At 46.7% G+C, this 25,050-nt stretch carries 24 protein-coding genes; 15 read left to right on the forward strand and 9 right to left on the reverse strand.

All coding sequences use genetic code 11. The features are described 5' to 3' along the window. Positions 1-11: 11 nt before the first annotated feature. From QNH46_RS04865 to QNH46_RS04895, 7 genes are all read left to right on the forward strand, one after another. Complete coding sequence (locus QNH46_RS04865; protein WP_213594308.1) at positions 12-1,418, forward strand: relaxase/mobilization nuclease domain-containing protein; 1,407 nt, start codon at positions 12-14, stop codon at positions 1,416-1,418. Next, positions 1,327-2,202, forward strand: coding sequence for a PcfB family protein (locus tag QNH46_RS04870; protein WP_040739002.1), 876 nt, complete (start codon positions 1,327-1,329; stop codon positions 2,200-2,202). Before QNH46_RS04865 ends, QNH46_RS04870 begins: the two co-directional genes overlap by 92 nt. Further along, positions 2,199-3,104 (forward strand): hypothetical protein, encoded by a 906-nt coding sequence (locus tag QNH46_RS04875; protein WP_007130975.1) that lies wholly within the window; start codon positions 2,199-2,201, stop codon positions 3,102-3,104. Before QNH46_RS04870 ends, QNH46_RS04875 begins: the two co-directional genes overlap by 4 nt. Before the next feature lie 21 nt (positions 3,105-3,125). Then, on the forward strand, positions 3,126-3,317 hold the full coding sequence (locus QNH46_RS04880; protein ID WP_007130974.1) for a hypothetical protein: 192 nt from the start codon (positions 3,126-3,128) through the stop codon (positions 3,315-3,317). Positions 3,318-3,417: 100 nt separating this feature from the next. Then, entirely contained in the window at positions 3,418-5,073 is a 1,656-nt protein-coding gene (locus QNH46_RS04885) for a VirD4-like conjugal transfer protein, CD1115 family (RefSeq protein WP_227872722.1), read from the forward strand. Beyond that, positions 5,073-5,372, forward strand: coding sequence for a glutamyl-tRNA amidotransferase (locus QNH46_RS04890; RefSeq protein WP_036623488.1), 300 nt, complete (start codon positions 5,073-5,075; stop codon positions 5,370-5,372). Before QNH46_RS04885 ends, QNH46_RS04890 begins: the two co-directional genes overlap by 1 nt. 66 nt (positions 5,373-5,438) lie before the next feature. Continuing rightward, a complete protein-coding gene (locus QNH46_RS04895) occupies positions 5,439-6,278 on the forward strand; it encodes a VirB6/TrbL-like conjugal transfer protein, CD1112 family (protein WP_036623486.1) in 840 nt (279 codons plus the stop codon). A 41-nt stretch (positions 6,279-6,319) separates the two neighbouring features. Here QNH46_RS04895 and QNH46_RS04900 read toward each other — a convergent pair whose 3' ends face one another. Further along, positions 6,320-6,652 carry a helix-turn-helix domain-containing protein gene (locus QNH46_RS04900; protein ID WP_036623484.1) on the reverse strand — a complete coding sequence of 111 codons (333 nt, stop codon included), beginning with the start codon at positions 6,650-6,652 and terminating at the stop codon, positions 6,320-6,322. Positions 6,653-6,822: 170 nt separating this feature from the next. On the opposite strand from QNH46_RS04900, the gene QNH46_RS04905 reads away from it, so the two are divergent. From QNH46_RS04905 to QNH46_RS04940, 8 genes are all read left to right on the forward strand, one after another. Further along, positions 6,823-7,008: an aspartyl-phosphate phosphatase Spo0E family protein gene (locus QNH46_RS04905; protein ID WP_124331897.1), complete on the forward strand. Its 186-nt coding sequence runs from the start codon at positions 6,823-6,825 to the stop codon at positions 7,006-7,008. A gap of 66 nt (positions 7,009-7,074) precedes the next feature. Further along, a complete protein-coding gene (locus tag QNH46_RS04910) occupies positions 7,075-7,374 on the forward strand; it encodes a hypothetical protein (protein ID WP_244996825.1) in 300 nt (99 codons plus the stop codon). A gap of 29 nt (positions 7,375-7,403) precedes the next feature. Further along, positions 7,404-7,766 carry a PrgI family protein gene (locus tag QNH46_RS04915; RefSeq protein ID WP_036623479.1) on the forward strand — a complete coding sequence of 121 codons (363 nt, stop codon included), beginning with the start codon at positions 7,404-7,406 and terminating at the stop codon, positions 7,764-7,766. Continuing rightward, positions 7,759-10,089, forward strand: a complete 2,331-nt coding sequence (locus QNH46_RS04920; protein WP_213594309.1) for a VirB4-like conjugal transfer ATPase, CD1110 family — start codon at positions 7,759-7,761, stop codon at positions 10,087-10,089. The genes QNH46_RS04915 and QNH46_RS04920 overlap by 8 nt, the downstream gene beginning before the upstream one ends. A gap of 398 nt (positions 10,090-10,487) precedes the next feature. Then, positions 10,488-10,766 carry a hypothetical protein gene (locus QNH46_RS04925; RefSeq protein ID WP_213594310.1) on the forward strand — a complete coding sequence of 93 codons (279 nt, stop codon included), beginning with the start codon at positions 10,488-10,490 and terminating at the stop codon, positions 10,764-10,766. Between the two features lie 2 nt (positions 10,767-10,768). Beyond that, entirely contained in the window at positions 10,769-11,188 is a 420-nt protein-coding gene (locus QNH46_RS04930) for an RNA polymerase sigma factor (protein WP_054819557.1), read from the forward strand. 121 nt (positions 11,189-11,309) lie between these two features. Then, a complete protein-coding gene (locus QNH46_RS04935) occupies positions 11,310-11,717 on the forward strand; it encodes a DUF6075 family protein (protein ID WP_213594311.1) in 408 nt (135 codons plus the stop codon). A gap of 25 nt (positions 11,718-11,742) precedes the next feature. Continuing rightward, complete coding sequence (locus QNH46_RS04940; protein ID WP_283927149.1) at positions 11,743-13,923, forward strand: NlpC/P60 family protein; 2,181 nt, start codon at positions 11,743-11,745, stop codon at positions 13,921-13,923. 281 nt (positions 13,924-14,204) lie between these two features. On the opposite strand, the gene QNH46_RS04945 is transcribed toward QNH46_RS04940, so the two are convergent. From QNH46_RS04945 to QNH46_RS04980, 8 genes are all read right to left on the reverse strand, one after another. Further along, positions 14,205-14,606 carry a nuclear transport factor 2 family protein gene (locus tag QNH46_RS04945; protein WP_010274525.1) on the reverse strand — a complete coding sequence of 134 codons (402 nt, stop codon included), beginning with the start codon at positions 14,604-14,606 and terminating at the stop codon, positions 14,205-14,207. Between the two features lie 171 nt (positions 14,607-14,777). Further along, the gene (locus QNH46_RS04950; RefSeq protein ID WP_010274523.1) at positions 14,778-15,251 is read right to left on the reverse strand and encodes a Mov34/MPN/PAD-1 family protein; all 474 of its coding nucleotides are present in this window, start codon (positions 15,249-15,251) and stop codon (positions 14,778-14,780) included. Further along, positions 15,252-17,036 (reverse strand): ThiF family adenylyltransferase, encoded by a 1,785-nt coding sequence (locus tag QNH46_RS04955; RefSeq protein ID WP_283927150.1) that lies wholly within the window; start codon positions 17,034-17,036, stop codon positions 15,252-15,254. Then, positions 17,020-18,000, reverse strand: a complete 981-nt coding sequence (locus QNH46_RS04960) for a CBASS cGAMP synthase (RefSeq protein ID WP_230192083.1) — start codon at positions 17,998-18,000, stop codon at positions 17,020-17,022. Before QNH46_RS04960 ends, QNH46_RS04955 begins: the two co-directional genes overlap by 17 nt. Beyond that, positions 17,984-19,006, reverse strand: a complete 1,023-nt coding sequence (locus QNH46_RS04965; RefSeq protein ID WP_283927151.1) for a CBASS cGAMP-activated phospholipase — start codon at positions 19,004-19,006, stop codon at positions 17,984-17,986. Before QNH46_RS04965 ends, QNH46_RS04960 begins: the two co-directional genes overlap by 17 nt. A gap of 50 nt (positions 19,007-19,056) precedes the next feature. Then, complete coding sequence (locus QNH46_RS04970) at positions 19,057-22,194, reverse strand: type I restriction endonuclease subunit R (RefSeq protein WP_283927152.1); 3,138 nt, start codon at positions 22,192-22,194, stop codon at positions 19,057-19,059. A 19-nt stretch (positions 22,195-22,213) separates the two neighbouring features. Beyond that, complete coding sequence (locus QNH46_RS04975; protein ID WP_283927153.1) at positions 22,214-23,536, reverse strand: restriction endonuclease subunit S; 1,323 nt, start codon at positions 23,534-23,536, stop codon at positions 22,214-22,216. Next, positions 23,526-25,049 (reverse strand): class I SAM-dependent DNA methyltransferase, encoded by a 1,524-nt coding sequence (locus QNH46_RS04980; protein ID WP_213595431.1) that lies wholly within the window; start codon positions 25,047-25,049, stop codon positions 23,526-23,528. Before QNH46_RS04980 ends, QNH46_RS04975 begins: the two co-directional genes overlap by 11 nt. Between the last annotated feature and the right edge of the window lies 1 nt (position 25,050).

Consider the following 25,050-nt stretch of genomic DNA (forward strand, 5'->3'; position numbering starts at 1 on the left):
GGGAATTTCACGTGGCAACGACCGCAATCTGGGGGGTGACCGACAGGCTTAAGCGGGTGCTGGATTACGCCGCAAATCCTGACAAGACAGCAGAACGTAGCGAAGGTGGTTTGGAGCAGGTACTCGCTTATACACAGGCGGATGCCAAAACGGAGAAGCAACTATATGTCAGCGGTGTCAACTGCGATCCGTTAACGGCTTATGAGCAGATGCAGCGGACGAAGCGGCGGTTTTTTAAGACGGACGGCATTTTGGCCTTTCACGCCTATCAAGCGTTTGCGCCGGGGGAGACAACGCCGCAAATCGCTCATACCATCGGTGTTAAGTTAGCGCAGGAGTTGTGGGGGGAGCGCTTTGAAGTCGTCGTATCGACCCATTTGGATAAACTGCATGTGCACAATCACTTTGTGTTAAACTCGGTTTCCTTTGTGGATGGGAAACGGTATTACGACAACAAAGCTTCCTATGCTCTGCTGAGGCAGACATCCGACCGGCTTTGCCAGGAACATGCGCTATCGGTGATTGAGCATCCCGAACCGAGCAAAGCCAAGCATTATGGAGAATGGAAAGCGGAACGTGAGCGAAAGCCAACATGGAGAGGGCTAATCCGGCAGGACATCGATCAGGCTATTGCATCTTCCATGACGATGACACAGTTTTTTGCCCATTTACAAAAGCAAGGTTATGAGCTAAAAACGGCGGTTAAACATATGGCGATACGGCCGCCTGGAAAGACACGCTTTGTCCGTTTGCGCAGTCTAGGCGATGGCTATACCGAGGAAGCGATCAAGCAGCGAATATTGCGAAACCGAATACCTGAACGGGAAAGGCCATCCCATGTCCGCAGACGACGTGCCATGTGTAAGAGCCATGTTCGGTCTGGTCGCAAATTGCGCGGCTTGCAAGCTTTATATATCCGCTACTTGTTTGAAATGGGTGTGCTTCCTAGAAAACGAAAGCCTGTCAAAAAGCCATCCTTTAGACTTCGGGAGGATTTGAGACACTTGTCGGTATTGATGGAGCAAACCAAGCTGCTATGCAAGTATCGCCTCACCCATCAAGAGGAGCTTCTCGCTTTCCGTGACAGGTTGGAGGAACAGATCCAATCCCTGCACCTGAAGCGCAAGTCGTTGTACAACCGAATTCGCCGCTGCAAGGATGCTGGCCAGCGAGAACAATACAAAACGCAAATTGCTGTTTGTTCTAAACGGCTTGCCTCGCTTCGAAAGGAGGTGAAGCTGGTTCAAGGCATTTTGGAGCGATCAGGAGAATTACGAGAGACGTTAAACAGAAGTGGCGCACAGGATCGAAAGGAGGAAATTTTCGATGAGTACCGAAACGGAAGCCGCCAATCAGGTTGTCAACATGAGCTTGAAAAGCATCGAAGTCATGGCCAAGATTTCCGGCGAAGGCGCTAAGCATTTGGCGGTATATTTGTTTGCGGCCTTGCAAGGACAAAAACGAACAAAGGGCAGCATCCGGTTGGAGAGTTTGCTGCGCAGTGGGAAAGAATTAAAGGTATTTGCGGTCAAGAACGAAGACCTGGCAACCTTCTGCAAGGAAGCCAAGCGGTATGGCGTGTTGTACTGTGCTTTGCGCGACAAAAAGAACGTGGACGGGATGTGCGATGTGATGGTCCGGGCGGAGGATGCGTCCAAAATCAATCGGATCGTGGAGCGTTTCCACTTGGCCACTGTGGATACCGCCAAAATTAAGAGTGAAATTGAAAAATCCAATGGAATGTCCGAAGCTCCTGCTGTGGAACAAGGACATGAACCAGGTCACGAGCAAGTTCAGGAACAAGAGCTGTCGAAGGAAATCGCAGAAGAAAGGAATACGGACGACTTGTTGGATGAATTGATGGGAAAGTCCGAACTGCCGGAGCCGACTCCATCGGAGGACGACCATTCAACAGCGGAGAAGGAACCGGCGGAAACGTCCCATCCGTCCGAGAATACCTTCGAGCGCAACGAGGTTACCGCAAGGGATACTGATCCACCTTCTCGTCAAGAGCCGGAGCGAGTGTCCGTCCGTCAATTATTGCGGGAAATACGCGAAGAGAACCGGCAGCAAAGGATATGGGAGAAAGACAGACAGCCGCGGGAACAAGCGGAACCGTTGCCGTCTCGAAAGGAGCGGATAGCCGCCGATAAACAACAAGCCAACAAAGCAAAAGGACGAAAGCGAGGGAAAGCCAAATGAGCGAACTGGATGATTTATTCCGACAGGATGCTGCGGCTTCCTCTTCTTTCCGTACAACCGAACCATCCTTCGATAAAGAAGCATGGGTGCAAAAGAAACAGGAGCTGCGGCAATGGACATATGATACGATTGATGCCACCACCTTGTCGGTGATGCAGAACGGTGAGGCGTTCCAGCAATATTTGGATGTCCAGAGCCGCTTTGACCGCTATAGCGTGGCCAATGCGTTGCTGATTCTGGCGCAGCGGCCAAACGCGACTCGCATTGCCGATTTTGACACATGGAAGGAACAAGGGGTATTCATTCGTCGAAAGGAAACAGGGTTTTACATTCTGGAACCGGGCGAAACCTATCAAAAGCAGGATGGCAGCACCGGTATCAGCTACAATCCGAAAAAGATGTTTGATATTGCGCAAACGACCGCCGCGTTGAAACGGGAAGAACCGGCATTCCCGGATGATCGCGCCCGTATTAAAGCGTTAATTGACCTCGCCCCTGTTCCGATTGGCATTGGTGATGCGTTGCCATCGGTAAAGCACGCGTTCTATCAGCCAGATACAAAAAACATTACCATTCGTCGCGGGCTTGAGGCCGGCGATATTTTTCGAGCGCTTGCCCAAGAACTGACACATGCTGAACTGGATCGTGGCGATGGACGGTACAACCGCTCAGATAACGAGTTTGTTGCCTACTCCGCTTCTTATATGTTGTGCAGGCAATTTGGTGTTGCAACCGACACCTTCCGCTTTGATCGAGCGCCGGAGAAGTGGAACGGGTTGGAACCGCAGCAAGTTCGTGCCGAGTTGACGCTCATGAAGGAAGCTTTTCAACAAACATCCCAGAGAATGAACCGGAACCTGTCACAACAGCGCCAGCCTAAACGATACGATCCGGTTCGCTAAGTTTTGTCTGGAGGGAGTGCTATGAAAAAACAGGAACGAATCTTGTCTTTGAATCATTATGAGCACGGGATAGTCGTCCATGCGCTGAATGCGTTACGAAATGACTTAATCGGTGAGAAACGACCGACGGATGCCGTGGATGATTTATTGTTAAAAATGATTGATGCCCCACTTCTAAATAAAAAGCGCTGGAGGCATTATGAAACGCGATGAAGCCGCAAGGAGTAATTTGATACTCTTTGCGGCTTTTTTTATTCCCGTCATCTGGTTGGCACTGTTGGTTGCTCCCGCATGGTCAGAAGGATTGCCGAGTATGTTGGTCCATCTCAGCACGGCGATGCGCCAGCCGCTTAACATAGAGTGGGTGGACGATACGCCCCGCTGCTTGTTGATTTTTGCGCTGATCTATGGGCTTTGCGCTGGGGTTTATTTGGCGACACCACGGAATTATCGTCGGCGGGAAGAGCACGGCAGCGCCCGCTGGGGCCGAGCGAAAACCGTCAATGCCAAGTATCGAGACAGACGGACGGAACAAAACAAAATTTTGACGCAGCGGGTCAAAATCGGTCTGGATGGCCGCAAGCATCGCCGGAACCTGAACGTGTTGGTTGTCGGCGGCTCCGGCGCGGGCAAAACACGGTTCTATGCTAAGCCGAATGTGATGCAAGCCTCGACCTCTTATGTCGTTCTGGACCCAAAGGGGGAAATATTGCGGGACACCGGTCATCTGCTTAAAGCCAAAGGCTATGACATCAAAGTGCTGGACCTGATTCACCCGCATCGTTCGCATGGCTATAACCCGTTTGTCTATTTGCAGGACGACAAGGATGTCTTGAAATTGGTGACCAACCTGATTCGCAATACGACACCCAAAAACAGCAACACGAACGATCCCTTCTGGGAGCGTTCGGAAACAGCGCTGCTGGAGGCGCTTATGTTGTACTTGCTTTATGAAGCGCCGCCGGAGGAACAAAACTTTCCGATGATTATGGAAATGATCGCCGCGGCGGAAGTGCGGGAGGAAGATGAGACCTATCAGAGTCCGCTGGACGAGTTGTTCGAGCGGTTGGAGATGCGCGACCCGGAGCATTTGGCGGTCAAACAGTACAACATTTTCAAATTGGCTGCCGGAAAAACGGCCAAATCCATTTTGATCGGGCTTGGCGTACGGCTGGAGAAGTTTAATCTGACCAGCATCGCGGGCATGAGTACGGTGGATGAATTGGACTTGCCCCGCATGGGTACGAAAAAAACTGCCTTGTTTGCCGTCATCCCCGACAACGACAGCAGCTTTAACTTCATCGTCGGCATGCTGTACACGCAGCTTTTTCAATCGCTCATGTACGAAGCTGATTACCGGCATGGTGGGAGGCTGCCTACGCATGTTCATTTTGTAATGGACGAGTTTGCCAATGTGGCGTTGCCAGATGAATTTGACAAGCTGCTGTCGACCATGCGGAGTCGGGAAATTTCGGTGTCGATTATCCTTCAAAACCTGGCGCAACTTAAAGCGTTGTACAAGGATGCCTGGGAGTCGATTGTCGGCAACTGCGATGTGTTTTTGTACTTGGGAGGCAATGAACAATCCACACACAAATATGTGTCGGAACTGCTCGGCAAGGAAACGATTGACACCAACACCTATGGTGAGAGCAAGGGGCGCAGCGGTAACTATTCGATCAATTACCAGCATTCGGGAAGAGAATTGTTGACCCCGGACGAAGTGCGGATGTTGGATAACCGCTATGCCCTGCTCTTTATTCGTGGAGAACGACCGATACAGGATGACAAGTATGATTTGCTGCGGCATCCGAACATCGAGCTTACAACGGATGGCCAGGCTTCGCCGTTCCAGCATGGAGGTACGGATTATGCCATCGACTGGTTATCGGTGCAGCTTCATGAAGACGGAGATTACGAGCTGTTGGCAGAGGATGAAGTGGAGTCATTATTTTTAGGAAAGGAATGATGAACGTGAAACATCGATGGAAACGATGGATGACGCTGTACATGGTTTGCGTGCTGGTGGGGAGCTTTGCTACACCTGCATACGCGAATGATCCGATGACTACCGTGAATAATTTGTCTGATTTTATTTTTGGCCTGATCCGGGCTGTGGGCATGATTATTTTGGGTTTTGGCATTGTGCAGATTGGTTTGTCTTTCAAGTCTCACGACCCTACCCAAAGAGCTAACGGGTTCTTAACACTCGCCGGTGGCGTGGTCATTACCTTTACGAAGGAAATTCTCAACCTGATTGCCGGATAAGTACGGGTATTCGCATTCGGGGAATAAGCCAGCGGTTTGTTCCCCGAATCTGGGGGGAGGGTGAATGTGTCTAAGAACAGTTGGATCATCGACAATCTCGAAAATGCATTAGAGACCTGGAATGATAAAATGTCGGAGATTTGGGAGTTGGTCACCGAGTCGCCGGCGGATTTTAAAGGCGGTGGTATATGGCGCGTCATCTTAGATATTCACGGTGCGTTGCAAGCTACGGGATTGGCCTTGCTGGTATTGTTTTTTGTGATTGGCGTGATGAAAACGACCGGTAACTTTGCGGAAATGAAACGACCGGAGGTTGCCGTGAAGTTATTTGTTCGATTTATTTTGGCCAAGGCGGCGGTCACGTATGGTCTGGAATTGATGATGGCGCTATTTTCGATTGTACAGGGCATCATTGCCGCCATGATTGGCCGGTCGGGATTTGGTTCATCGGACATGATGACACTGCCGGATACGATTGTCCAAGCGATTCAAGATGTGGGCTTCTGGCAAAGCATTCCGCTGTGGGTGGTAACGCTGCTAGGCAGCATGTTCATCACCGTTTTATCGTTTATTATGATTCTCTCTGTTTACGGCCGTTTTTTTCGTCTCTATATTTACACAGCCATTGCTCCTGTCCCCCTCTCATCGTTTGCTGGGGAGCCGACCCAATCCATCGGCAGGTCCTTTTTAAAGGGATATGCCGCCGTTTGTTTAGAAGGGGCGATCATTGTGCTGGCTTGCATTGTTTTTTCGGCATTTGCTACCGCGCCATCGGTCGTGAACGAAGGCGCACAGGCGGTGACCATGGTCTGGACGTACATTGGCGAACTGATTTTCAACATGCTGGTTCTCGTCGGCATGGTGAAAATGGCGGATCGGATCGTGCGGGAGATGATGGGGCTGTAATCGAAGGCATGCTGACGGGAGGGAAGGCAGTTCGGGGAGTATTACCGGATGGCTGCCAAAAAGAGCCTCAAAAGCGCCAGGGCATCGTTTCGTTGCTTTTCAGTACATTGGTTTAGTGCAGCTAAAATCAGTTCGGTATCATTGCTTTTGCTATTTGTCTCTTGCTCCAGCAACAACTCATTTGGGGATAGTTTCAGCAGGGTACAAATACGAAGCATGGTTTCAATGGACATGCCGGCTTGTCCGCGTTCAATATCGGCACAGAATCTGGGGACTCTCCCAATATACTCGGCCATTTGTTCTCGCGAGATATCCAAAGCTTCTCGCTGTTTCCGAATGCGCTGTCCTACCTTCTTTCTATCGTACACACTCATCATTGGTCACCCCTTTACAATCAGGTTCAGTTTATAACTCCTATTATGGAGGAGCACATAATTGACTGAAATGAGTTTAAAAAGTACTATCAGGGTAGTTTTTCCGATGACAACATGCTAATGCTTCATGATAGAGTTGCAAACAGAATGAGGAAGAGGAGTGCAAATGAGTGGATGATCTAGTAAGAAAACTGGAGAAAGAGAGGCAAAAATTAAACGAGCTTGGCGAAAAGTCGTTGATGCAATCGATTCCTTTATCCGACAATCAAGAGGTTCAGGAACAGAGTAGGAGGGTAGACGAGTTGATGGTGCAATATCAACGAATGAAGGCCAAGGATAGGCAACCGATACGGTAAAAGAGGGATGAAAGGGGCAAGGTCATGGGATTTCCAACGTGGTTCCGAGGAGCCATTCAAAGGCGATTGGATGAGGTTTCGGCACAAATCGAACATCATCCAGAGCTGAAAAAAATTAGGGATGAAGAAGATGAGGCGTTTCACACTATATTTTCGGGGCTGATCATGGCTCAAACACCTGAGTTTGAAGACTGGGAGGACAAGTATATTCTCAAGCAAGCCATGATGAATGAACGGCTGTACATGCAGGGATTGACAGATGGCATACAACTTGCCACTGCTTTACTGAATCATTCCGCTTTGCCGCCACATGAAACGCCGGTTACATTCAGTCACGAAAAGGGCCAAGCGAAGGCGAAGCCGTAAGAACAGGAAGCAATTGGGAGGGATGACATGTGGAAGTGAAAATCAACCGGGAGATCCGGGAATATACGGAAAGCATCTTTTTTGGACTGTCCTTGCGACAGTTCTTTTTTTCTGTTTTGGCCGTAGGTGTGGCGATAGCGCTGTACTTTATGCTGCGCAGTCGTTTCGGCATTGAGACACTCAGTTGGGTATGCGTCTTAGGTGCGGCCCCCTTCGCCGCCCTGGGCTTTATCCGGTACCACGGTATGAATGCCGAGCAATTGCTATGGGCGTATATCAAATCGGAATTTTTAATGCCGCGGCGCTTGGTCTTCCACTCGACGAACACGTATGCGGCGGCGTTAAGCAAGACCATAGAGCAGTATGAAAAAGGAATGAAGCGCCATGATTAAGACGTTAAGTCGTATCATCAAGCAGGATAAGGAACGATTTGTTATACCGAAAGGCGTACAACAAGTGATCCCGATTCGCTCTATTTGGGCGGACGGGATTTTTTTAGTTGGCAACAAGTTTTCCAAGACGTATCGCTTCGAGGACATCAATTATTCCGTCGCCTCCCGCGAAGATAAGGAAGCGATGTTCCTGTCGTATTCCGAATTGCTCAATTCCTTTGATAGCGGGGCGACAACGAAAATCACCATCCATAACCGGAGGCTGAATCGAGCGGATTTTGAAAGTTCGGTCTTCATTCCGCTTCAGCAAGATGAGCTGGACGAATATCGACAAGAGTATAATCAGATGCTGCTGGAAAAATCCGTTGGGGCCAACGGTACGATTCAAGAGAAGTATATAACGATATCCATTGCCAAACCCAATATCGAAGAAGCCCGGCATTATTTTTCTCGAGTTGGGACCGATCTGATCGCCCATTTTTCTCGTCTCGGCTCCAAATGTACGGAACTGAACGCCACTGAGCGGCTGCGTATTTTTCACCATTTCTTCCGCCAGGGAGAGGAAACGGACTTTCGTTTCGACTTGTCGGAAACGATGCGCAAAGGACATGATTTCAAAGATTATATTTGTCCGAATACGTTTGAGTTTGAAAAGGATCATTTTCGGATGGGGAAGCTTTATGGCCGGGTCATCTTCCTGCGTGAGTATGCCAGCTATATCAAGGACAGTATGGTATCCGAGCTTTGCGACCTGCATCGCAACCTATTTCTGTCCCTTGACATCATTCCGATACCAACGGATGAGGCGGTTCGCGAAATCGAAAACCGTTTGTTGGGCGTAGAGACGAATATTACGAACTGGCAGCGGCGGCAAAACAATAACAACAACTTCTCCGCCGTTATCCCGTATGACATGGAGCAGCAGCGAAAAGAGAGCAAGGAATTTCTGGATGACCTGACGACTCGCGACCAACGCATGATGTTTGGCTTATTGACGATGGTGCATGTGGCCGAAAGCAAGGAGCAACTCGACAACGATACCGAAGCGATATTGACGACGGCCCGCAAACATCTGTGTCAATTCTCGCCTCTTATGTACCAGCAGATGGACGGTCTAAATACCGTGTTGCCTTATGGTTTACGGAAAGTACATGCTTTGAGAACGTTGACGACAGAAAGCACAGCGGTGTTTATCCCGTTTCGGGCGCAGGAAATCATGCATGAAGGCGGTATTTACTACGGACAAAACGTCATCAGTAAAAATATGCTCATTGCCAATCGCAAGCAGTTGCTCAATGGAAACAGCTTTATTTTGGGGGTATCGGGCTCCGGAAAAAGCTTTACGGCAAAAAGAGAAATCGTCAATCAAATACTGGCCAGCGGCGATGACATTATTCTGATTGACCCGGAACGTGAATATTCCGCCCTAGTAGAAGCGCTAGGCGGAGAGACCATTCATATCTCGGCCACGTCACCTAATCATATCAATGCGATGGATATAAACCGGCAATACGGTGACGGAGCAAATCCGATCATTTTAAAATCCGAATTTGTTCTTTCGTTATGCGAGCAACTGATCGGCGGTTATCAGTTGGGAGCGAAGGAAAAGTCGATTATTGACCGTTGCACGGCCAGTGTGTATCGAAAATATCTGCAAAGCAATTACAAAGGGCAACCGCCTACCTTACAGGATTTTCGAGCGGAACTGCTCAAGCAATCCGAGCCGGAGGCGCAGGACATCGCGCTGGCGATTGAACTGTTTACCGCTGGCAGCTTGAATACGTTCGCCCAGCCGACTAACGTCAACGTTCATAACCGGCTGATCTGCTATGATATTTTGGATTTGGGCAAGCAACTGTTGCCGATTGGCATGCTGGTTGTATTGGACAGCATTCTGAATCGAATTACACAAAATCGCGCCAAGGGGAAAAACACGTTTATCTTCATCGATGAAATTTATCTGCTTTTCCAACACGAGTACAGCGCCAACTTTTTGTTCACGTTATGGAAACGTGTCCGAAAGTATGGCGCTTTTTGTACGGGGATTACGCAAAACGTGGATGATTTGTTGCAAAGTCATACGGCCCGAACGATGCTGGCCAATAGCGAATTTATCGTGATGCTGAATCAGGCCAGTACGGATCGCAAGGAGTTGGCGGAACTGCTTAATATTTCGGATCTCCAGCTTTCTTATATTACAAACGTCGATGCCGGGAATGGGCTGTTAAAGGTCGGCAGTTCTCTCGTGCCATTTACAGATAGCTTTCCACGGCATACAAAACTTTACCGTTTGATGACCACGAAACCGGGAGAATCGCTGTAAACCCTCGGCAAGCGGCTGATGAGATGCTTCATCAGCTGCTTGCCAATGTATGTAGATTCGACTGGTTACAGCCGTCTGAGACAAGTGGTACTTGCTGGCTAATTGAGTGATGGTTAATTGGAGATGGAAGTCATTCCGGCGTGCAGAAAAAAAATTGACCAGGGCTTAATATGAAGAGTAAAGGTATATTTTACTATTCTATCGCTAGCGCACGACTACAAGACTATTTAAATTACTCTAGTCCTACGACTGTCGGGTTAGTCTGTTTCCCATTGAGAGGAGTTGTTTCATTATCGGTCTTTCAAAATACGGATGGTAGCACCTAATCTGCATACATAACTGAACAACAGGGCTTGCTTCTCATCATGGTGTTGCCATGAGAGCGGGAGTTGATATTGTTGGTTAATATCAAGTCGCGTGCAGCTCGTGCTGCCAGAGAACAGGCCCTAACTGAATTCGCTATCAGGCTCATTGAAGATGTGCCGCTGACGCGTTTGCCATGCTTGCAGAATGGTGTTACACGTTCAGTGGATCAAAGTTCGGACCCTTTGTGTGTACTCTCGGAGGGTCTTTTTTGTTTTTCTTTATTACGCATCAAGTTTAAAGGCGGCACAGGCTGCCGTTCACCTCCTCCTTGTTTTGGCTTGCTTGGCAATCAAAGCAAGGGAGAGGGATGAGAATGAAAAAAATCAATCTTCGCGATATGTATCCTTTCTATCAAACGGATGTCTGGATCGAGGTGGATGAGGAGATCGTACAGGAGATGCGACGTTTCGAATTGCTTGAAAGCGCTTATAAATTGCGCGCTTATCGCCATAGGGCATATTACTCTCTGGATCGAAACGATGGCATCGAAAACGATATTCTGTTTCCTTCTCGTTCTACTGAAACGGAGTATGAAGAAATGGCCTTTCGAAGAGAGCTTTATGCAGCGATGTGTCGATTGCCGAAAAAGTCGTTTCGACGTATTTACGCTCATTATTTCCTAGGAATGAGTAAGGTCGCTATCGCTCGTGTAGAGCAGGTGGATGAAAAGGCTGTGCGCAAGTCCATCGAAAGCGGGCTGAAAAAGTTGAAACAATTTCTCGGGAATAAGTGATTTTGAATCATAGGGTCCGATTTTATTCCCAAAATGAAAGGGCTATTAGAGGGTGATGTTCAAGGCGACGATTGCGGTTATATGACTAATCGTCGCCTACTATGAAAGGAGTGCTAGAGTTATGTTTCCCGGTATGTTTTGTGATGTGGAACACGAAAAGTTTTACAGTGAAATGCTGAGCCGTTTTCATCGCCAAGATGCCTATCATCGTGCGTTGTTTTACACGTTAGGCTTGACGCGAGAAACGAGGACGCATATTCAGGACCTGTTTGACTTTTCAAACGACAGCATCCGACCGAAAGGTTTAAAGGCCTTCTGGCAAACAGGTACTTCCCTTCGAGCAAGCCGCTTGGCCTTTAATCTGTGGAACGGATGGGCAGAAGAACAGCAGGAACGGGATTCCACGCCGCACGAGTTGTTTGATTGTCGTTTTGCGCCTTATTTCTTTGAGGCGTTACGCTTGCGTTATCCGGAATATTGCAGGAGTCACGACCGGGTTCCCCAACGAATGAACGGTCCAACCCGCTAGTGGATATGCCAGGAGGGCAACCTTGATGAAGGACATAAAGACAAGGACACGTGTGAAAACCATAAAAAAGCTGGATCGATTCTCCAACTTGATGGAAAAAGCAAAGCCTGTAGATTTGCGTTCTAAACATAGGTCATCTAATCGTCATGAATCGGAATCTACAGGTTCCTCTGTGGTACACGCGCAAAACCAATCCGTGAGGGCGGCAAAGACCACGCTGCGCAACGGGATGCGCATCAGTTCAGGTGTGAGCAAAGGAGCAATTCGTCTTCTTTGGAAAAAACGGGAGCGCTTGATAGGGACGGAGAAAGAGAAAGAAACCATGCCTCAGCAATCGGGGGAAACGTCAAGCGGTCGGCGTTCAGGTAAGCAAAGCGGCATTCAAGCAAGCAAACGTTCGGTTGTTTCTGATAAACAGCAAACGCTGTCCGCTCATTCAACAGGTGTCATACAAGGAAGAGATAATCGTCAGGCTATACATTCATCTTCCCAAACCAAGCGACCATTGCGTTTGCGGAAGCCTGTTGGCGGGAAATATCCTTTGTTTTCCATGACAGTGACAGGAAAACAGCGGCATATTCATCAAATGGTACGGGCCAGGATTGTTAGTCGGAGACTAGCTCAACAACCCCAGGCTCAAGCTAAAAGTGAAACACAGTTAAACCCGATGTCAAAACCTGTCGAGAAGCGTGTCACGACCACGAACACCCTATTCAAGACTACCGTGCGTTCTCGTGACAAACGTTCGAGTCTACAACCCCGTGAAATGACAATCGGGAGGAAACGAATTCCCGCCCCCGTTTGTTCTTCCGCTCATAAGCTGGTGAAGCCGCATGCAGGTGTATCCAGGCGTGTCAAAACGGGCGGTAAAGTCACCAAGGTGCTTTCCCATTCAGTAAAGCCGATTCATCAGTCTAACCAAGAAAAAGGACAGGTCCATAATCCAACAGATAGGATGAAACATAAAGCCAGGGAAGCGCAAAGAGCAGCCTTTCGATTGATGACCATGCACCGTTCAAAGCAGCGGCTGCAAGCTGTTGCCAGATGGAACATTCGCATGATTCGTGTAGCGGCCAAAATGACTGCGGTACTCGCCAAAGGCATGATCGCTCTTTTAGGTGTTAGCGGTACGGTGATCATCTTGCTATGCATCATGATGGCTGTTGCTGCGGTTGTATCATCTCCTTTTGGCATCTTTGTCTCCAGTGATAATACGGATAGCGATGTATTACCGCTTTCTGACATCGTACAAGACATGGACAACGAATTTGCTGTCCGACTGGAGGACATACGTCGGGATGCAGGCTCAGTGGATCGTGTAGAAATCCATTATCTCGGAAGCGCTGATAATACTCGCATCGATAACTGGATGGACGTCATCGCGGTCTTTGCGGTTCGTACCGTAATGGACAGCGAAAACGGCATGGACGTAGCCACACTGGACGCCACTCGGGTGGATGTGATTCGCTCCGTCTTTTGGGACATGAATGAACTGGACTCTTACGTGGAAACGATTGAACACAGGGAAACGATTACGGTGGAACATGAAGATGGGAGCACGAGTGAGGAAACGATTACCTGGTATGAGTCGGTGTTGCACATTACAGTTGCCAGTCACACTGCTGGGCAGCAGGCCGACATCTATGACTTTACAATCGAACAAAGAGAGATCATGCATGAAATGTTGTCGGCGGAGTTCCGCCCGCTCATGTTCGCGCTTCTCGGTAAAGATATGGATGTTGGGTTAACGACTGAGCAGCTTGAAATCGTTTATCACGATCTGCCGAAAGGGGAATGGGGCGGTGAAGCTGTCCGCTTGGCATTGACTCGCTTGGGCGATCCATACAGTCAAGTTTTGGCCGGGCAAGACCGCTATACAGATTGCAGTTATCTTGTTCAATGGGTGTACCGGCAGTTGAGCATTCAGTTGCCGCGGACGGCGGCTGAACAAGCCAGACATTGTGTCGATAACGGGTGGACAATCCGTTTTGAAGATTTGGCTCCGGGCGATTTGGTCTTTTGGAGCTATGCCAGCAATGGTCGGTTTATGGACATTACCCATGTTGGCATCTATGCCGGAAACGGCAAGGTCGTCGATGCTTCATCCACTCGCGGACAAGTGGTTTACCGGAATTTGTTTGACGCCGATCAGCAGGTGCTGTATGGGCGCCCGTTTCAAATGAACGTACAAAATGTTTATAGCTAAAAACAAAGTAACCCCGGGGAAAACTCTCCCGAGGTTACTTTGACCGATGCTTTCGGATTATGACTCCATTCTAAACGATTATTTGCTAAATCGCTACGCTTGTCTTTTTCTAAATGTTAGTTCAAATCATGAATTGTTAAATGTTTGTTCTGTAAATCGCTTCCGGAAAAAGCTAAGAATCAGAGCAGGTAGTGACATCATAAGTTTGATCTCTTCTGTTACATATTCTGATTTCAATCGTCATCATATAATAGACAACATGACTATAGCATTATTTCGGTTTAAGAAATTTGAATGAAATACGATGTAATCGTCTTTATTTTTGCATTTCTCCCAAAACCTCTGAAATTATATACATCACAAAAAGCAAACCTTTGCTGATCATGGAATGCTAAAATTCCATTTACTGAACCCGCGTTTCCGTGGGTGATGATGTTGTGGATGTGTAATTGTTGAACTTTTCGATTATTCATGTGATTCAGTGCTTTTTCAAAATCGGCTTTTCCTCGCTTGATGTGATCTCCGATGACTTCCCAAACGATATCATCCGTCACCCATGCCATACAAAAGTCTACTTCAAGTTTGGCAAAAGCGATGCTGAGATCTCTAAGAAGTTCTTTTTTCGGCGCATTCCCACAATTTTCGGCGCATTCTACTCTTAAGTTTTCAGAATGAGTATTCATCGTTACCTCCTAATGACCCCGACATATAATCAGGGTCATTATCGCGCATCTTATTGGAATATTCATTGTGAAATCAATGATAACGGGCTATTTTTGACTATTTAATCGGCACCCAAATTTCGGTTTTGGCTGCGGGGCTTGATGGGTCAGGTGCTCGATGAAAATAAAGCATTAGACTGAGATGCGTTGTTCTAGTTGTTTTAGCGAAGTATCACTTCCAACAAATTGCACAGCAACATACTTTTCTTCTGTCCCTACTATAACCAAAAAGAGGAAATCTATGCTCATCTTGGAATCACGTAGCATGTTAGTTATTAATTTTCGATCAACTGAAGATGGTCTAGGTACAGGCTCAGGGTGGGTATGCCATTCGCCTAAGTATATTACCTCTCCATTAGAAGATCTCCACGCTAAATCTACGAACCACTGGGCTCTTTTTACATTCCGTTCAAAAAAATACCGTCCTGATTTATCACCAGGACCCGGAGTCGTAATTTGTTGTATAATAATTTGATCGTCAAATATTCGGCCCAGAAGGATACCGCCTGCTTCGTGTTGCTTTTTCTTGACTTGTCTATACGAATTGAGTATGTCAACAACCTCATCCGTAAACTTTACCAATTTATCTCCAAATATATATTCCATTTAGTTCGAGCAACCTTTGCAATTTGTTCGTTCCCTGATTGTACGAATGCGAACGGAATAGCTGTCCGCCGCAACCCACATTGAAGATATTTTTCTCTTGTTTAGTCTTTGTTCCTTTAAGTTACCTAGCCAGGTAAATATAGTATTCTCCTGCACATTACCAGACAAAGCATCTCGAAGAAAAAGCATTAAATCGTTAATGAATCTTTTTAATTCTAGTGCGCCATACGGAACGAATGTGCTTTGGCAACCAGCTTCTCTTTTTGTAAATTCACCTGGATTAAAGAGTACGCTTTGAATGAAACGGTGTTGTTCATCAAACAAACATTGAAAACAGCCATTTTTAGTTGGGTCGACCCAAACTGCATGCGCCCCCGCCAGATAAGGTTCAACCCAAACGAATAATATAGGCTTTTCAATTATTCGCTCTTGAATTAGTTTATTAATGCGAAACTCTGTGGGGAGATGTCCTACCGCGACAACTGAAAAATCACAATTGTTCAGTATGGATTCATAACTGACAAGCAATTTTAATATATCTTCCGGGTAGCAAGCGACTTCACAATTTGGAAAATGTGACGTAATCATCTTTTGCAGAGCGTCAACTTTTTTCTTTCCAACATCACTTGCTCCGCAAACATGTCGAGCTATATTGTCAAAAGTTAATATATCCTTATCAACAAAAAGAAACTCTTCAACACCAATATCCGCTAAAGAACGTGCAATATGACTTCCAACTGACCCACATCCGACTATTCCGACTCTTAACCCACTCTCGACATTTCCGTCTCCGCCACGAATAAATAAATAATCTTTATCAACTCTTTTAATGGTATGCTTCAATAACTTAAGATCTCCGAAATCCCTCGTCAATTCAAGTAGTGCATTTTTTCTGCCAGGCCTGAACCCCTTCAATCCTGTCTTCTTTTTCTTCTTGCCTTTAAATGCTGAGGTAGAAATTAAAATATTCTCCCCATGTTCCCATACTCCAATAACTTTGCTGCTACCATAAGGGATGGAAAAAACAATTGTACTAGGCCTATTATCTCTATCCAAGAATTTCAAGAGTGTCTTTAGCGAATCACGAGAAAAGCTTCTGAGTCTCTGCAATAGTTCGCGGTTGTTCCTTGGAAATGGTGGAATTCCAATAGATTGTAATGGAAGGTAGAGAGCCTTTTTCCGCTTATCATATATTTTCCCGCCAACTTGCAGTATCCATCTTTGCCCATCGACTCTTGAATCGGCGAACAATAGTTGATTACCCCAAGAAGGATGGTGGAAGCTTATGGCTTCAATGATTTTGGGGTCATCAGTCAATTTAATAAGTGACAAATATTGATTAGTCGATTCCTGTCCCCAATAACTTTCGAATTCATCCATGTATTCCGTAATATTTAGTTTGTTCTTCCCGGTGTAGATGAGTTGTTGAGCCTTTTGAATAATTTCTTTTATCACACCTATTGGGTCAACCGCATTTGGATGAGCTTGATCGGAATCAAATGTGCATAGGACTTGTTCCGCATCTAAATGCGGAATTGGGTAAAGCTCTGAGAAATACGGTTCGGGAATAACTACTTTCGGAAAAGAGTCTGGATAATTATATGGGATCGCGATTATTATTTCTATACTTTCTTCATTCAATTTAATCCTAAATGCTTTAGGATAATTTCGATCATTAAATTCCTTGTCGGTTTCTTCTACAGCGCCGTATGAATTTATAAGATGGAGTGTTACTAGCTGTAACACTCCATCATAATATTCCTCAAGTTTACGCAGATCTTCCATGGTTACCTAAAACTGCTGCCGAATTGGTTTGAATGGCAGAATTACTCCCTTTATTCTCATCTTTGGGTGGTTGATATTCAGGGAATCGTGAACCGAAAATTTTTCTCCACTTCTTTGAAGCCTCGGTTTTATCCTGATTTTCTAAAGCTTCCCCACCTTTTTTGATAAGATCTTCAAGCTTGTTCAGGAAATTTGATCTTCTCGTTTCTGACCAGTTATCAAAGAGTTCCTCGCCAGGTACTACTGGCCTAACTAAAGAAAACGATTCAGAAAGCGTGTTATGAATTTCCTTTGCTGTTGCTACCAATGCTGCATCGTCTTCATCAGGATAATCGCTTACAAAATGATTGGCTGCAAGTATTGTCAGGATCATTCCACTTGGAAACTTGGTATCGCTCTCCTTATAATCCTTCCATGCTTTCAGATACCGAACCAGTCTCTTTAATTGGTCTCCTTTTATTTGAACTTCACCCTTAAACCAATCGGTTAAAGCCTTGGGGTCACTGGTAATCCATCCTTTAGATTTGTGTGCGAGCTTTGGACTTTGGTCGTCTTTTTTGATGTAAATCGGTAAATCGACGTGGTAATTTGCTTTATATATAACCCTGACACACGTATTTTTATCTACAGGTTCCTCACTGGTATGGCCTTTTGTGGCCTTAACAATCCAGCTATGAACAGTTGATGGGGTAGGCCAATCGCCCTCATCGGAGTTCTTTAAGTGTTCCAAATATATGCCGTCATCAATATCATATTCACCATCAATAGGAGTTACCGTAGTATTCATCATGTATGAGCCCTGGCCATAAAACTTGGGCTTTTTCACATCTAATTCTTCAGAAAAATACTTCTTAATTTTATCCCGCAACGCATTCCTGGATGTTCGTAAACTTTCTTTTTTGTCAGATTTAAGATAGATTTCATCATCATGAAATTTAATGAACAAGTCATGACAATTTGACATACTTCTCGTCCTCCTGATTATGATATTCAAAGATTTTTCTGACCGAATCTTCAAACAGCCATTTTTTACTCGCTTGAACACCTTTATCAAGCATAATGCTGATTGCGGCAGGACAAGCACGGTCTAACTCAATATACTTTTTTTCTTGATCCGATAATTCTATACTAGTTATTCGAACATAGTGACCCGGTAAGTATTTTGTTATAAATTTCATGTGATTGTCGACAGCGAAACTCTGTGTATCGATCATAGTGGAAATTAACTTATTCCCCCAACTACTGAACGATTTCGATTTCCACACCTTATGCGGCTCTGGAAATCTCGCGTGCTCATTTAAAGATGAAATTGATAATAGACAGTAGGAATCAAACCCCTTGTTAAGGTAGTATGTAAAATATTCTTGCATCCCCAATAAAGATGGGTTATTGGCCCAGAGTCCACCATCAACAAATTGTTGCGGACCCTCTTTTGTTTGCAGCTCTACAATCGGAAAGTAAGTGGGAGCAGCAGTAGTTGCAAGTGCGACTTCGGATAAGAGACGTTTACTATCCCTTGTTAAAGTTGGTTGGTGGTCTGATTTAAATACATAAGGTGACCCTGTGGTAACATTAACTGTTGGAATTAATACACTTGTCTTGCAATCTTCTATTTTTTTATCCTGGAATACTTCTTCGAGCGCCAATTTTAGTTGATTGCTCGAATACTTTGATTTGATCAATATTTGTTTAAAATAATGAATCTTTCGATAGAATGGATTTTGATATGGAAATATAGAAGGTCCTTTTTCTTTATAGAATCTCACAATGTCTGACGCTGGCATGCCAGATGCCAATGCAAGTGCAATAATTCCCCCAGTTGATGTGCCGCATATGAGATTGAAATTCTGATACACAGGTCCGTATACTTTTTCAATCTCTTCTAGAATTACAGCAGAATAAAGACCTTTAATACCTCCGCCGTCTATAGCTAATATCCGATAACATCCCGGCACATTCTCACCTCTCAAAAAATGGCGTAGAAACAGTCAAACTTGATGTCCTACGCCTTTGATGTCCGTTAATATTTAAACTCTTCCTTCTCCGCCTGTGCCATCAATTCAGCTTGCTGAAGCACCAGATCAATGGCCATCTTTTCCAGATCCGGCGGGTAACCGTATTTCTTCAACAGCCGCTTGACGGTAATTCGCATCTGAGCACGTACATTCTCACGAAGCGTCCAGTCGACCTTAATGTTGCTCTTGATCGCTTGGGTCAGCTCATGTGCAATCTGCTTCAGCATGAGATCGCCCATCAGTTCCTTGGCCGATTCATTCGAAGCGAGCGCATCATAGAAAGCCAGCTCTTCCTTGATCAGACCGAGATCTTCGCCGCGCTTGACGGCTGCGTTCATTTCTTTAGCCATCTGGATCAGTTCTTCGATAACCTGCGTCGTCTCGATTGTACGATTGTTGTATTTCCGAATGGCTTCCTCCAGCATCTCGGAAAATTTCTTCGATTGCACAATACTGGTTCGGGAAACGGCCTTCACTTTCCCCTGAAGCAGCCTGCGGAGAAGTTCCACAGCCAGATTTTTCTGCTTCAACCCGCGCACATGTTCGAGAAACTCATCCGAAAGTATCGCAATGTTCGGTTTCTGCAAGCCTACAGCTTCCAGAATATCGACAACTTCATCGGATACGACAGATTTCGAGATGAGCTGATTCAACTCGGTATCGAGTTCTTTCGTCGTTTTTCTCTTGTTTTCGTCTGTTATCAGCTTAATTATACCAGATTTAACCGCTTTGAAGAAACTGATTTCGACATTGACTTCCTCCGCGGCGGGAGTCGTCGCGCAGAGCGAGAAGGCTCTTGCCAATTCCGTCGTCCAATTCAGGAAGTTCCGCTTGCTCTCTTCACCTAATCCAAGTACGTAATCGACCGTCTCAACAATGGCCTTCATCCGTTCGGCTGCTTTCTCCGAAGCGAATTTACTGTAGTCATACCCATGAAGCAATTCGCGGATGAGCTGCAGCCTTTCCAGCATAAAGTCAACGGCTTGGTCTGTATCGATACCAGCAGTTTTTCGGTCATTTTCCGTATATTGTTGAAGCGCCGATTTCAGCAAGTCCGCAATTCCGATATAATCGACGATCAGACCGCCCGGCTTGTCGCGGAATACCCGATTCACGCGGGCGATCGCCTGCATCAGATTATGGCCTTTCATCGGCTTGTCGATGTACATCGTATTCATGCTCGGCACGTCAAAACCGGTCAGCCACATATCACGGACAATGACGATCTGAAGCGGATCGTTCACATCTTTCATCCGCTTCGCGAGATGTTCGCGTCGCCGCTTGTTGCCGATAAACGGTTGCCACTCCTCCGGATCGCTGGAACTTCCGGTCATGACGATTTTGATTTTGCCTTCGTTATCATCATCGCTGTGCCAATCCGGCCGGAGTGCAACAATCGCTCTGTACATATCGATGGCGATCCGCCGCGACATCACAACAATCATCGCTTTGCCGAAGCCGGCTTTCTGCCGTTGCTCGAAATGTTCGACGACATCCTGCGCGACTTTCCTGACCCGTTTCTCTGCACCGGCCAACGCTTCAAGCCTGGCCCAACGCGACTTCAGACGCTCCCGCTGCGTGTACTCCTGGTACTCCGTAATATCCTCATACTCGCTGTCAATGACCGGGAGCTCCGCCTCCGACAACTCCAGGCGGGCAATGCGGCTTTCATAATAAATTCTGACCGTGGTTCCGTCTTCTACGGCTCGGGTCATATCGTAAATATCGATGTAGTCACCGAAAACGGCAGGTGTATTTTTGTCTGTCAGTTCGACCGGCGTTCCGGTAAAGCCAATATAAGAAGCGTTCGGCAACGCATCGCGCATATACTTGGCATAGCCATACTTAATGGCCGCTTCGTCGTCCCCGGCGACCATATCCGCCTGAAACCCGTACTGGCTGCGATGCGCCTCGTCCGCAATCACAATCACATTGCGGCGTTCCGTAAGTACAGGATACTTGTCTTCATTTTCATCGGGGGTGAACTTGTGGACCGTTGTGAAAATGATCCCGCCCGACTCCACTGACAAAAGCTCACGCAAATGAGTCCGATTTTCCGCTTGCTGAGGCGTTTGCCTGAGCAAGTCCTTCGACTTGCTGAACGTGCTGAACAACTGATCGTCCAGATCGTTCCGGTCCGTCACCACGACGATCGTCGGGTTGTTCAGCGTCAGGACAAGTTTTCCCGCGTAGAAAACCATGGACAAGCTTTTGCCGGAGCCTTGCGTATGCCAGATAACGCCGATTTTGCGGTCTCCTTCGTCCATCGTCGCCCGTTCCGTACTTGCAATCGCCTTGTTGGTGGCGTGGTATTGGTGGTATCCCGCCAATATTTTGAACAGATGCTCCCCATCGGTTTGAAACAGCACGAAATGCCTGATAATATCAAGCAGTCGGCTTTTCTCGAACATTCCTTTCACAAGCACTTCAAGCTGGGGCAGGGAGGAGGGCGCCACGTCATCGCCATCAATCGTGCGCCACATCATAAACCGGTCTTCATTGGCTGTCAACGTGCCAACCCGCGCATTCACGCCGTCGCTGATGACCAGAAACGAGTTGTAGGTGAACAGGGACGGTATCGCGCCTTTGTACGTCTGCACCTGATGATAGGCATCGCTGATCCCGACTTCTTCGTTGGAGGCGCTTTTCAATTCAAATACGGCGATCGGCAAACCGTTTACGAACACGACGATATCCGGGCGCTTCTCTCCCTGATTTTCAACAACGGTAAACTGGTTGACGACCAGAAAATCGTTGTTGCCGATCCGGTCCGGGTCGGTGTCGAACAGCCATACTTTCTCTGTCGGATATTCGCCATTGGCGGCTTGATACTGCACGTCGATCCCATCGGTAATCATCTTCTGGAACGCCTTGTTATTGATCAGCAGGCTGGGACTGCGCGGCACTTCAACGACCTTGATCGCTTCCTCTATCGCTTCCCGCGGCACATGTTTGTTGATACGAATGAGCGAATCGCGCAACCTGTCTTTCAGGATGACGTCATGGTAAAATTGCCGTTCGGGATACTCGCCTTCGGGGGAAATCTCCGGGCCATAAGCTTTCTCGTAGTTCAGTTCCTCGAACCACTCCAGAGCGGCCTGCTCGAGGTCGCTTTCGGTAAAGGATGTCGTATAGTAGGCCATCACTTGCACCTCCTTTGGGTTAGCTTTGATATGTTGCAGCGCTCTCCGCAACCATTAGCAGCTCGGAAACATTATGATCCCGATCGACAGGGACACGGATCTCCCCGGACATGAGTTTGGGGAGAAGGGTATCGCGGATTTGTGCCAAATAGTCACATTCTGCACTTAAAACAGAAATCTGTTGATCTATATTTTTTACTATATTTTCAAATCGATGAATAATTGTTGAAGATGGGCTAATTACTTTTATTTCTTCTACTTCTTTTTTGGTTATTGAGTTAAAAATCGTACCGGAACCGTGCCGGTCTTCGACTGCAAAAATCCTCTTCAACAAATAGAATAAATAAGAATTACAATTAATTATTGAATTTATAGCCCCTAAACCACGGCCAATTACGATATCTCGATCAGCTATATTCAATCTACCAACAGGTGCTCTTACACTAATCAAAATACTATCTTTTTTCGCAACCCTTAGTAAATTGGTACAGAAAGTATTGTGTTTAGGGAATCGGTATCCATAGTCCGATACCCCTTGGTGAAATGGAAGGCCTTCACCCGTTGTATTATAGTACTCCGACTTTGGGGACTGACCCATCATTATAGTTGAAATATCCTTTAGACTGGAAATATTCCACCCCTTTGGAATCAACCCCAATTCGCTTTCCTCAAACTCACCGCCGCTAGATTTATACGGTTTTCCGTTTTCATTTGGAAACTCGAAGTCCACAAACCACCGCTTAAAGAGGGCTTGGGCCATTTCTTCAAGGTTTTTGTTGATAGCGTTATTGAGCTCGATTTTATCGTCCAATGCGTTTAAAATATCTACGATTCGCTGTTGTTCATCAAGAGCTGGAAGAGGTATTTCTATATTCTTTAAGGAAGTCACTGGACGTGAAATCGCAGGGACCCCCGTAGTTGAAGTGTTCATCAACAAAGCATGTTGACCTATGTTAGACTTAAAAAAATAATAAACAAAGAGAGGATTCACCTGCTTTGTATTACATGTCAGTTTCATTTGACTTTGGGAAACGACATACCTTCTATACTTTGAATTAAAAGGGATTATTCCAACCTGCCCTAAAGTACCTCTGTGAGTGAACACTAAGTCCCCAGGGAAAGCATTACTGGATTTAAGTTCATCCGCTTTTTCCTCAGTTATATATACATATTCCTCTTCATATAGCTTCCCTTTAGAAAGATTTATACCTCTGATAACAGGAACGCCCCTAGCTACAAAGTTTTCTGTTTTAATATTTGAACCGAATGGTCCCATTGCTATTGCATTAGAGATATCTGCCTTAATTTCGTCTACCTTCTTGATTTTCCACTCAAAACTCAAACCCAATCCCCCCAAGCCGCTTGCGAATTTCATCCTCTAGTTGCCGGGACTTGGCGAACTGTTCCGCTAGCTCCGATGTCAACCGCACCATTTTATCCTCGAACGGTTCGCTGTCTTCTTCTACTTCTTCAATGCCAACATAACGTCCTGGCGTCAGGATGTATTCATGCTCCTGAACCTCAGCAAGCTTCGCTGCTTTGCAGAAACCTTTCACATCTTCATACGTACCAGCTTCCGTCTGTCCGCGCCACGCATGGTACGTATCGGCGATCTTGTGAATATCTTCGGCACTCAACTCACGATGCGTCCGATCCACCATATGACCCATTTTGCGTGCATCGATAAACAGGATTTCGCCGCGGCGGTCCCGAAGGCCCTTTGGCGCTTTATTTTTGGCAATAAACCAAAGACAAACCGGAATTTGCGTAGAATAGAACAATTGACCCGGCAAGGTGACGATACAATCGACCAGATCGGCATTAACCAGCTTGCTGCGAATTTCAAACTCCGCCGTCGTACTTGTCGACATGGAGCCGTTCGCCAGTACGAAGCCGGCAACGCCGCTGGGCGCAAGCTTGTTCACGATATGCTGAATCCACGCATAGTTGGCATTCCCTGCGGGAGGCACCCCATATGCCCAACGGGTATCCTCCGTCAGCCGCTCGCCGCCCCAATCGCTGATATTGAACGGCGGATTGGCCAGGATGTAATCGGCCTTCAGATTTTTATGTAAATCATTGTGAAACGTGTCCGCGTGATGCTCCCCAAGGTTGCCGTCGATGCCGCGAATGGCGAGGTTCATTTTGCACAACTTCCACGTCGTCGGATTCGACTCCTGCCCGTACACCGCGATATCGCCAATGCGCCCCTGATGCTCCTCTACAAACTTCTCGCTCTGAACGAACATGCCGCCGGAACCACAGCAGGGGTCGTATACGCGGCCCTTGAAGGGCTGTATCATCTCGACGAGCAGGCGAACAACGCTGTTCGGGGTATAGAATTCCCCGCCGTTCTTGCCTTCCGCGCTTGCGAATTTGCTAAGGAAATACTCATATACCCGCCCCAGTACATCCTTCGAACGGCTTTCTTCATCGCCGACTTTGAACGAGAACAAATCGATCACTTCGCCAAGACGAGTTTTATCCAGCGCCGGCCTAGCGTAATCTTTCGGCAGCACGCCTTTCAGCGATGGATTTTCCTTCTCGATGGCAATCATCGCATTATCAATGATCTGCCCGATTTCCGGCTTCTTCGCGTTATCCTTGATATGGCTCCAGCGCGCTTCTTTCGGTACCCAGAATATATTTTCTGCCACGTATTCGTCCCGGTCCTCCGGATCGGCATACGGTTCATTTTTCAATGCTTCATATTTTTCTTCAAATGCATCCGACACATATTTCAGAAATAGAAGACCGAGAGCTACATGCTTATACTCCGCTGCATCCATACTGCCGCGCAGTTTATCGGCCATGCTCCATAATTTTTCCTCGAATCCAATGTTCGCTGTTGCCATG

It is taken from the genome of Paenibacillus woosongensis (assembly GCF_030122845.1).
Taxonomy (GTDB): domain Bacteria; phylum Bacillota; class Bacilli; order Paenibacillales; family Paenibacillaceae; genus Fontibacillus; species Fontibacillus woosongensis_A.